General features: G+C 44.6%; 8 protein-coding genes. 1 reads left to right on the top strand and 7 read right to left on the bottom strand.

Features of this window, described 5'->3' with window-relative positions:
• The first annotated feature begins 494 nt into the window (after positions 1-494).
• Complete coding sequence (locus AC3WJJ_RS21195; RefSeq protein ID WP_492543608.1) at positions 495-1754, top strand: MFS transporter; 1260 nt, start codon at positions 495-497, stop codon at positions 1752-1754.
• A 79-nt stretch (positions 1755-1833) separates the two neighbouring features.
• Here the strand turns inward: AC3WJJ_RS21195 and ligA are convergent, their stop codons facing one another.
• The 7 genes from ligA to rfbC all read right to left on the bottom strand — a co-directional run bounded on the left by ligA (position 1834) and on the right by rfbC (position 10903).
• Entirely contained in the window at positions 1834-3849 is a 2016-nt protein-coding gene (gene ligA, locus AC3WJJ_RS21190) for an NAD-dependent DNA ligase LigA (protein WP_492543607.1), read from the bottom strand.
• 36 nt (positions 3850-3885) lie between these two features.
• Complete coding sequence (gene pcrA / locus AC3WJJ_RS21185; RefSeq protein WP_492543606.1) at positions 3886-6210, bottom strand: DNA helicase PcrA; 2325 nt, start codon at positions 6208-6210, stop codon at positions 3886-3888.
• Between the two features lie 187 nt (positions 6211-6397).
• Positions 6398-7087: a heptaprenylglyceryl phosphate synthase gene (gene pcrB, locus AC3WJJ_RS21180; RefSeq protein ID WP_492543605.1), complete on the bottom strand. Its 690-nt coding sequence runs from the start codon at positions 7085-7087 to the stop codon at positions 6398-6400.
• Between the two features lie 231 nt (positions 7088-7318).
• On the bottom strand, positions 7319-8188 hold the full coding sequence (locus AC3WJJ_RS21175) for a phosphatidylinositol-specific phospholipase C/glycerophosphodiester phosphodiesterase family protein (protein WP_492543604.1): 870 nt from the start codon (positions 8186-8188) through the stop codon (positions 7319-7321).
• Between the two features lie 253 nt (positions 8189-8441).
• Positions 8442-9320: a dTDP-4-dehydrorhamnose reductase gene (gene rfbD / locus AC3WJJ_RS21170; protein ID WP_492543603.1), complete on the bottom strand. Its 879-nt coding sequence runs from the start codon at positions 9318-9320 to the stop codon at positions 8442-8444.
• Positions 9320-10339 carry a dTDP-glucose 4,6-dehydratase gene (rfbB, locus tag AC3WJJ_RS21165; RefSeq protein WP_492543632.1) on the bottom strand — a complete coding sequence of 340 codons (1020 nt, stop codon included), beginning with the start codon at positions 10337-10339 and terminating at the stop codon, positions 9320-9322. The genes rfbD and rfbB overlap by 1 nt, the downstream gene beginning before the upstream one ends.
• Positions 10340-10357: 18 nt before the next feature.
• A complete protein-coding gene (rfbC, locus tag AC3WJJ_RS21160) occupies positions 10358-10903 on the bottom strand; it encodes a dTDP-4-dehydrorhamnose 3,5-epimerase (protein ID WP_492543602.1) in 546 nt (181 codons plus the stop codon).
• Between the last annotated feature and the right edge of the window lie 13 nt (positions 10904-10916).

Here is a 10916-nt window from a genome sequence, read left to right as displayed (position 1 = left end):
AGGCACGCCGCCAGCGTTCGTCCTGAGCCAGGATCAAACTCTCCATTAAAGTTAATGAAAAGAGCGATTCGCTCATTGTTGAAGCTAACGTTACTTAATTTGACGTGTTTCATTCGTTCAGTTTTCAAGGAACTTGTCCGCTCTTCGTCGTTAATCTCTTAACGTCTCAGCAGCGTAGGTGTTTATTATATCAAGTGTCTAACTTGCTGTCAACACTTTTTTCGACAACTTTCGACGCGTTGTAAACTTGGTTGTTTAGTTGGCGTCCGAAGCGACAAGAAATAATATACCATGCTTCTAGTTACTTATCAAGCTTTTTTTTGAAAATTAATTTATATCATCATATTGTTACTTCCTATAGCACTTATCATTCACAGTATTACTCTAATAATAACTTTCCTAATCACCGCTGAAATGAATTGATTTCCAAACCAAAAGGTTTTAATGTAAATTCATCAATAAATAATAGTTACAGATAGAGAGGGGATTCTACAATGTCGGACAAACCGCTACGCCTTCGGAGGCCCGTCTCTTCCACCAAGCCTTCACCTGGCAGCGGTACGGAACAAGCTACAGTGTACCGGATATTGCTGGCGATCAGCTTTGTTCATCTATTCAATGATTCGATTCAATCTGTAATACCTGCAATTTTTCCTATCCTAAAAGATAACCTTCTGCTCACCTTTACACAGATTGGCTGGATATCATTCGCCATTAATTTCACATCATCCATTATACAGCCTGTGATCGGATACGCAGCAGACAAACGACCAACACCAATACTTCTCCCCATCGGTATGTGCTTCACTTTCGCAGGTGTGTTTATTCTCGCTTACGCAGATAACTACATCCTCGTGCTCTTCTCAGTTGTATTGATTGGTCTAGGTTCTGCGACGTTCCATCCAGAAGGTATGCGTGTAGCGCATATGGCAGCAGGCATGAAGAAAGGGCTATCTCAGTCTATTTTTCAGGTAGGAGGAAACGCTGGTCAATCTCTTGCGCCTCTACTGACCCGCTTTGTGTTCGTACCTTACGGCCAAATTGGTGCACTAAGCTTCACTGTCGTAGCTGCAGCCGGCGTTATCGTGCAGACTTATGTTGCCCGGTGGTATCAAAGCATGCTGGATTCAGGGTATACGTTCAAAAAGAGAGCCGTAGCACGGATGATGGATCCCGCTCAACGCAAAAGCATTCGAAACGCCACGCTTATTCTAGTTACCATCGTATTTGTACGATCTTGGTATGGCGCAGCCATCAGCAGCTATTATGCGTTCTATCTAATGGATGCCTATCAAATCTCGATTGATAACGCGCAGATCTACATCTTTTTGTTCTTGGCAGCAGGTGCTCTTGGAACTTTCTTTGGGGGTCCACTAGCTGACCGATTCGGACGCCGTAATCTGATTATGCTATCCATGATCGGTACAGCGCCGATTGCGATCGTTCTTCCTTTCGCCTCTCCTTTTTGGGCTGGAGCACTACTTGCAGTCGGCGGATTCATTCTACTCTCCAGCTTCTCCGTTACGGTGGTATACGCCCAAATGCTGTATCCTGGTAACATCGGTACCGTGTCCGGCCTGATTACAGGCTTCGCTTTCGGTATGGGAGGCATAGGTTCACTGGCACTTGGCAGCCTCGGCGATGCATGGGGCATTGAAAATGTAATGATTGCAGTTGGTTTCCTTCCACTGCTCGGACTTCTTGCTTTGCTTCTGCCGAGTGATGCACAAATTGAAAAGTGGTCTAGCGAATAGTAAGCAAAAGTTTAATTAAAAAGAGCCTGAATCAAAATGATTCAGGCTCTTTTGCATGCCGGCTTCTATATAAGACGGTTTATTCCTCGTTCAACAAGCGTACAAACTCTTCTTCATCCTCAATAACCTGGATTCCGAGCTGCTGTGCTTTGGCAAGCTTACTGCCCGCTTTTTCTCCAGCAATGACGAGATCTGTTTTCTTCGACACACTACCTGTAACCTTAGCACCGAGAAGCTCCAAGCGCTCTGTTGCTTCCTCACGTGTGAGTAAGTGAAGTGTCCCCGTGAGGACGACTGTTTTGCCGCTAAAAAAGGAATCCGTACTTACTGGACGCGGCGCTTCGGGTGCTTTGGCCTGAACACCTAGCGATAGCATTCTTTCGATGCTCGCCTGTGCGAATGGATCTGCAAAATATCCAGCAATACTCTCCGCCACAATCCCACCGACATCCGGAAGACCTACCAATTCCTCAGCAGGTGCTGCCATCACAAGATGGAGATCGCGGTAGTGATCTGCCAGCATTTTGGTCGTAGATTTGCCAGTGTTCGGTATACCTAATGCGAAAAGGAATGATGCGAGATCCCGCTCCTTACTCTTCTCAATAGCATCCAGCAGATTCTGAGCTTTTTTCTCACCAAAGCGTTCCAGCTTCACCAAACTATCAAACGACAAGGTATATAGATCTGCAGGTTCACGCACATTCAGTTCCTCATACAGTTGGTTTGCTGTCTTGTCGCTGAAGGTCTCGATGTCCATCGCATCACGGGACGCAAAATGCGTAATCCGTGCAATGATCTGCGGCTTACATCCTGTCTTGTTGTTGCAGAATAAATGTGCACCACGTTGTTCCAGCGGAAAACCACAGGAAGGACACTGCTCTGGATATACAATTTCCTCACCATCATTCTCTTCCGTTACCTTACCGAGAATCTCAGGGATTACATCGTTCGAGCGACGTATGAACACGCGTGTGCCTAATGCGAACTTAAGGTTTTTGCGTTCAATGTCACCGATATTGTTCAGCGTACAGTTCTGTACCGTTACCCCTGCCAGTTCAACCGCTTCTACTCTAGCCAAAGGTGTGATTTTGCCGGTTCGTCCCACATTCCAGGATACAGATTCAAGGATCGTTGTTGTCTCCTCGGCCTCAAATTTATAAGCCACCGCCCAGCGAGGGAATTTATCTGTATAGCCCAGCGCCTCACGTATTCTCATATCCGTCACCTTCAGGACTGCTCCATCAATCAAGTAATCGAGCTCCGAACGACGTGCTTCTATATCTGCCAGTTGCTCCATTACATCATCAAATTTCTCGAAATAGAAAATATAAGGATTTACTTTGAACCGATTTTCACGTAAAAAGTCCATCATTTCCTTATGATTATCAAATGTGATGTCATCAGAATATCCAACATTATAAAAATACGCATTCAGCTTCCGCTCTGCCGTCACTTTCGGATTCAAGTTACGCAGTGCTCCCGCCGCAGCATTACGGGCATTCTTGAGTGGCTCCGCAGCTGTCTTATTGTAGTTCTCCAATACGGACAGGTTCATAATGCCTTCACCCTGCACTTCTATCGTTCCTTCTGTGTAAGGAATCGTCAAAGGCACGGATTTAATTGTCTTCACTTGAGCCAGTATGCCTTCTCCAACTGCACCGTTGCCCCGGGTTGATGCTTGAATCAGCTTACCATCTCGGTAAGTCAGATTCAGAGTCAATCCATCAAACTTTAGTTCAAGTGCATAACAAGGTACCGGCAAGGGATTGCCTGGATTTTTTGTATTGTAGTCGTTAACTAGTCTGACCACACGATCATGCCATGTTCGAAGCTGCTCGATGTTCTGAGCTTTGTCGAGACTCCAGAGCGGAGCCAAATGGCGGTGTGGCGTAAAGCCCTTCAAAATATCTCCGCCTACCCGCTGTGTAGGAGAGTCCGGAAGTGCGAATCCGGTCTCCTTCTCCAGCGCTACTAACTGATCATAAAGAGCATCGTATTCTTTATCGCTCACAAGCGGCTGATCGAGCGTGTAGTAGTGGTAGTTATAATTGTTCAACTCCGCAATGAGCTTCTCCATTGTTTCCTTAAAATCCATGCAGGGACAATCCTCCTTCAATCGAATAGGCCGTAACTATTCCACCTTTGTAATGGGAGCAAAACCAGCTAAAAGACGTTTGATGCCTACTGGAGCTGGGAACGCAATCTGTAGCTCCATATCATTGCCCGTTCCTTTTACAGAAACAATCGTTCCGGTTCCCCACTTACCGTGAGCAACCTTATCCCCTGCGCTAAATCCATCCGTACTTCCAGCAGATGTTGCCTGACGGGCCGGCGTTCCTGTTGACACCGTTACACGACTCTTCTGTGAGGTAGCAGCAGAAGCTGTAGAACCCCCAAGAGATAGATCCTTGGCTCGTCCACCCCCGAAGTTACTTCCTCCTCCACTAAAGCCGCGTCCAGCATAAGAGCCGCCTACATTACCGCCACGGCGATAACGATCTTGAGCCATCTGGGTATCTTCTTTCAGCTCGTCCGGTATTTCTTCCAAGAAACGTGAAGGTTGATTTGCCGTCGTCCGGCCGAATAGCGTCCGCATACGTGCACATGAGAGGAACAATTGCTTCTCCGCACGTGTAATCCCTACATAGGCCAAACGGCGCTCCTCTTCCAATTCTTCGTTATCCGAGAAAGCACGGCTATGCGGGAATACGCCTTCCTCCATACCGATGATAAATACAACCGGAAATTCCAGACCTTTGGCGCTGTGCATCGTCATCAGCACGACTGCATCACTTCGATCCTCTTCATCATCGTTCATCGAATCGATGTCCGCAATGAGCGCTAGATCGGTAAGGAACGAAACGAGTGATTTGTCGTCGTTATTTTTCTCAAATTCCATCGTAACGGACAAGAATTCTTCGATGTTCTCTAGACGGGATCTTGATTCAAGCGTATTCTCAGTCTGCAGCTCTGTTCGGTACTGCGACATTTCAAGTACTTTCTCCGTCAATTCGGTTACAGAAAGGAATTCCACCATCTTACTCAGGGCAGCGATCATATCGTAGAACTCGACTAAAGCGTTACGTGTACGACCTGCAAATCCGAGGTCATCGACAAACCGGAGCACGCCGAAAATAGAAGTTCCTTTTTCAGCAGCTGCCGCTGCAAGCTTACCAACCGTTGTATCCCCGATACTCCGCTTCGGTACATTAATAATCCGAGTCAGACTAATATCATCATCCGGGTTCGAGATGAGCCGCAGATAGGCAAGAATATCTTTAATCTCTTTACGATCATAGAACTTAATACCGCCAACAATCTGATAGGGGATATCCGATTTAATCAAAATTTCCTCTATAACACGAGACTGCGCATTGGTACGATACAAAATCGCGTGGTCTTGATAGGACTTGCCTGTCTTTACGCTTTTGGAAATTTCAGAGGTAACAAAATATCCCTCATCATGCTCGGAATCTCCGCGGAATACCTTGATCTTCTCCCCTTCGCCCTGTTCGGTCCACAAATTCTTGGGCTTGCGGCCTGTATTCAGGGCAATGACTTTGTTCGCGGCATTCAATATATTCGAAGTAGAACGGTAATTCTGCTCAAGCAAAATTGTCCGTGCTTCTGGATAGTCTTCCTCAAAGTTCAAAATGTTACTGATATCCGCACCACGCCAGCGATAGATAGACTGATCACTGTCACCTACTACGCAAATGCGATGATGGCTATCTGCCAGCATACGGCAAAGCATGTATTGGGCACGGTTCGTATCTTGATACTCATCAACATGAATGTACTGAAATTTACGCTGGTAGAAATCAAGCACTTCCGGTACTTCCTTAAACAACTGGATCGTTGTCATGATCAAGTCATCAAAATCAAGCGAGTTATTGCTCTTTAGACGTTTCTGGTACTCCTTGTACACTTGGGCCACAAGAGTCTCAAAATAATCTCCTGCCTTCTGCTCATACTGCTGTGGAGAGACCAGTTCGTTCTTAGCTGCACTCATCGTTGCTTGAATGGCTTTTGGCTCAAATTTCTTGGTATCGATGTTCAGATGCTTCATAACGTTACGAATAACAGAGAGCTGATCGGTTGAATCCAAAATACTAAAATTAGAAGTAAAGCCAATGCGGTCGATGTCTTTACGAAGGATGCGAACGCACATCGAGTGGAAGGTGGATACCCATATGTCTCTCCCTTCCGGGCCAACAAGCTTCGATACCCGTTCCTGCATTTCACGTGCTGCCTTGTTCGTAAATGTGATCGCTAGTATCCCCCATGGCGGAGCTTTACGTGTGGCGATTAAATAGGCGATACGGTGCGTGAGCACCCGCGTCTTACCGGATCCGGCTCCGGCCATAATGAGCAGCGGTCCGTCAGTCGCCTCGACCGCCTTCCGCTGCTCAGGGTTGAGGCGCTGGACGGCCTCGTGTATATTAATGGGCTGCATAGGTTCAGTTGCCTCCTATTTTGTGTAGAGTGGTCATACTTTTAAATAATTACAAACTGAATAAAATCATAATAACTTTAGTTGCTTCAATTAAGTCATGCAATGAATCCTACTTTTATAGTAGAAAAAGGACTGAAAACAACTTAAACGGCTCAGGTAATTGTGCCTCAGCTACTCTTTAATATGGTTAACCTTTCACAGCCTTAACGGTCTCGAGGGCTTGAGACAAATCATCATAAATGATATTGCCTACTACAATGGTGTCCGAAACAGAAGCTGCTTCTGCTGCTTGTTCAGCCGTTGTAATTCCACCACCATAGAAGAGCTGGGATTGATCTAGTGATCTACGAACTGCGCCAGTCGTTTCCATATCACCAAATGTACCGCTGTATTCTAAATAAACGACTGGCAAATTCATCAGCTTGTCCGCAATCTGTGCGTAGGCCACAGCTGACGCTTCACTGATCTGTGCCTCAGCTCGGGTTAACTTCGCAACTGTGGCATCGGGGTTCAAGACAATGTAACCTTCTGCCACTACGAGATCCCAAGGGATCATATATCCATAGCGCTCAATTCCTTGATGGTGACGTTCAAGAATCCATGTCGGATCCGGTGTGTTCAGCACCATAGGAATCATATAGAGATCAAAACCAGGTACAACTGCCTCAAGATCAGAAATCTCCTGCACACAAGGCAATTCATAACGACGCACCCGTGAGAGAAGGTCAACTGTATTCTCGTAAGTTACTCCTGTGGAGCCACCAATCATAATCGCATCTGTTCCCGACATACATAACTTATCCAGTGCATCGTCATTGATTTCTTTCTCGGGATCGAGCTTAAACACATGCCTCCAGGGCTTTATCATGTCTTTCAACGTCATTCCTCCACGTTAACGGTCTACTACTAAATTAAGTCTATGATAGCCGCGGTAGCAAGTCAATTTGTGTTCGCATAAAATACGAACATTTTTATTGGTAATGGAGTAAAATCCAAATCATACTTCCTGAGGATATGAGCATCTACCTATCATTCTCATTGAACTAGAAATGCCCGCTCTACTTTTCTTCTAAATGAAAGTAGGGCGGGCATTTAAAATTGAGGCTCCTTACCGTTTTAAGGTATAGCGCAAGCTATTAGCTTCTAGTTCCGGCTGCGTTATATCATCTGAATAAACACCATACACGCCCCATTTTTCATAATTGTTAACGGTGGACATGTCATTAATCGTATGTACATAAGTGGCGACATCCATTCGATTTAACTTCGCTATAAAATTAGGATTCACACGATACTCGGGCATGGTAACGGCATCGATATCATGCTCTTTTACAAATTGGGCGATACGGTTAGTTGAATCTTGAGTTGCATATATCGTATAGATAATAGATTCAAATGGATACACATTCTTCACCATATCAAGCATCGGTTCATTGTAAATCTGGACGACTACCCGATCCAACAGACTCAAATCACGTTGTTTCGCAGCAGCGACTAGTTCAGTAAATAGATGCCGAATATCCTCATCCTTCTGCTCCTTCGTGTCGGTCACAATGTATATATCCGGATATCTCTCCATCAGATCAAGAACCTTGTCGACATCCATCGGCTGATACTTATCCTGAATAGGTGTATTAATGAATTCTTCACGAGTAAGCCGTGCAGCTTGTTTATCCTCAGGCAACTTAGCATTCTGACCAAGCTGTTCTGTCATGCTCTTGGTCCACTCATGGCGCGCGACTACCTTCCTGTCTGCACTGAGCATAAAATCAATCTCAAATACACGAGTACCCTTCTTGTAGTTCTCAACCATGGCGTCATATGTATTGGTATAATACTGATCTTCGATACTTCCTGTCGCATGCGCAATCAGGCGATAAGCGGTAAAGCCCTTGCGCTCGGGTTCATCCTCGTACTGTGTATAAAGAATTAGAACAATTGTGGAGAATAACATAAGTACTGCGGCAATTCTTTTCATGGTGTCCTCACCTTCCGCATGTTCATTTCTCTTTGGCAATCGCAGCAAATCACTTTGATTCATATCTGATAAAAGTATCAAGGATATGGTTCGTAATGATCTTAATCGTTGTTAGATATGTACCCTTCCAATTGAGCTGTAAAACAAGGTAGCTTGCTTGTTCAATTCTTGAATGCCAATAAAAAGATAAAAAGGCCAGCCCTATGGGCTGACCGAGAAAGATTCATCTAATCTTAAATTAATAAATATCCATTTAGTTAAGATCCAAGTTACATTTTAAAGCCAATAAAAACTCTCTCAACCCTTCGCGCCAGTGCTGAAGATCATCGAACCCATTCGTACGTATTGAGAGATGTTCCATTACCGAATAGGCTGGACGTGGGGCAGGTCTAGGAAACTGTTCAGTTAGACATGGCTCTAGTGCTGCGGATGGAATCCAATCTAGCAACTCATGTGCCTCTTCAAAAATAGCCCGTGCAAACTCATACCAAGTACATGTACCACAATTGGATACATGATATATTCCAAACTTCTCACTCTCTGTTACATTTATGAGAAATCGGGCCAAATCAACAGTATACGTAGGAGCCCCAGTCTGATCGTTAACAACCTGTACAAGGGATTTCTCTTGCCCAAGCCGAAGCATTGTTTTCACAAAATTGTTGCCATGCAGTCCGAACATCCAGGAAGTCCTAACGATAAACCATCTAGAGCATAAACTTTGAATCAGGGTCTCTCCAGCTCGTTTAGACTTTCCATAAATACTATAAGGATCCGTATTATCATACTCGTGGTATGGCTGGGCTGTCTGACCACTAAAAACATAATCGGTACTAATATAAACTAGCTTAGCTCCAACCTTCTCGGCCGCAAGCGCAATATTCCCGGTTCCAACAGCATTAATTAAATACGCCTTATCTATATCCGTCTCAGCTGTATCTACCGCCGTATACGCTGCACAGTGAATGACTGCATCGGGAGAATGCTCTCTCAAAACCCGTTGGCACTGATCCATATCTGTAATGTCCAGTTCTTTTCTGCCACAAGGAATAACCTCGTGACCGCCAGCACCGAACAATGTGACTACATCCGTTCCGAGCTGTCCCCTCGCTCCTGTCACAAGCACCTTCATTAAGAATCACCCAATCGGTCGCCATATTGCCTAGCTACATACTGCCGATAAGCACCGGATTGAATTCGCATCCACCATTCTTTATTATTCAGATACCATGTAATGGTCTCTTGTATACCCACTTCGAAATCATGCTTTGGCTTCCAGCCAAGCTCCCCTGTGATCTTAGCTGGGTCAATTCCATAGCGTCGATCATGGCCAAGACGATCCTCTACATAGGTAATCAAAGAGGTCGGTTTACCGAGCTTCTCCAAAATCGTCCTCACAATATGGATATTTGTTCGTTCATTATTTCCCCCAATGTTATACACTTCACCACTACGTCCTTGTTGAATAACTAGATCAATCGCACTACAGTGATCCTCAACATAAAGCCAATCACGTACATTCAAGCCATCTCCGTAAATAGGAAGCGCTTCGTTATGCAAGGCACGCGATATCATCAAGGGGATTAATTTTTCAGGAAATTGATAAGGACCATAGTTGTTAGAGCAGCGGGTGATGTTTACAGGTAATCCAAACGTTTCATGGTATGCACGGACAAGTAAGTCCCCTCCCGCTTTACTTGCTGAATAAGGACTGTTTGGTGCGAGTGGTGTCGCCTCTGAGAATAAACCGGTCTCACCAAGTGAGCCATACACTTCATCAGTTGAAATCTGAACAAATTTATTCACACCATATTTCCTGGCTGCCTCTAATAAAACCTGCGTACCTAATACGTTGGTATTCACGAATACTTCAGGTTCTAAAATGCTTCGGTCAACATGAGACTCTGCTGCGAAGTTTACAACCACATCTACGCCCTGACTGAATACATGTTCTACAGCCTGTTTATTCACAATATCTGCATGAATAAATGAATAATTAGATAGATGTTCCACAGACTTGAGATTCTCCAAATTACCTGCATACGTAAGTGCATCCATATTCGTAATGTGAACATCTGGATACTGACGCATCATATACAAAATAAAATTACTTCCAATAAATCCTGCGCCACCCGTCACAAGAAATCTCATCTTCAACGTCGCCCCCTACTAAAAATTCATTTCCGCATCATTTAGCAACGGATGTCTTTGATCCTTGTCGGATAGGATGGGATTGGACGTTGGCCAATCAATCCCCAAGGCTGGATCATTCCATAATATGCCACGGTCATGTGCAGGAGAATAATATTCGTCCACCTTATAAAGTACTTGTGTATTAGGAACAAGCGTACAGAAGCCATGTGCGAAGCCTTGAGGGACCAAAAGTTGACGTTTATTATGTTCGGTTAAAATAACTCCAACCCATTGACCAAAAGTTAGGGAGCTCTTGCGTATATCCACAATGACATCGTAAATAGCTCCAGCTAATACTCGAATTAGCTTAGTCTGCGATTTCGGATAGAGTTGGTAATGTAAGCCGCGAATTACTCCAGCCTCGAAGGATTGCGAATGGTTATCTTGAATAAAGTTAAAACTTGCTCCATGTTGTTTAAACTCAGCAGCATTGTAGCTTTCCATGAAAAAACCCCGGTTGTCATGACGGACAACCGGTTCTATTAAACTTGCTCCATTTAATTTTAGAGGAGTTATTATCATCACTTATTTACTC

The organism is Paenibacillus sp. FW507-14B1B (assembly GCF_058781425.1).
This window is presented reverse-complemented; position numbering and strand designations above follow the sequence as displayed.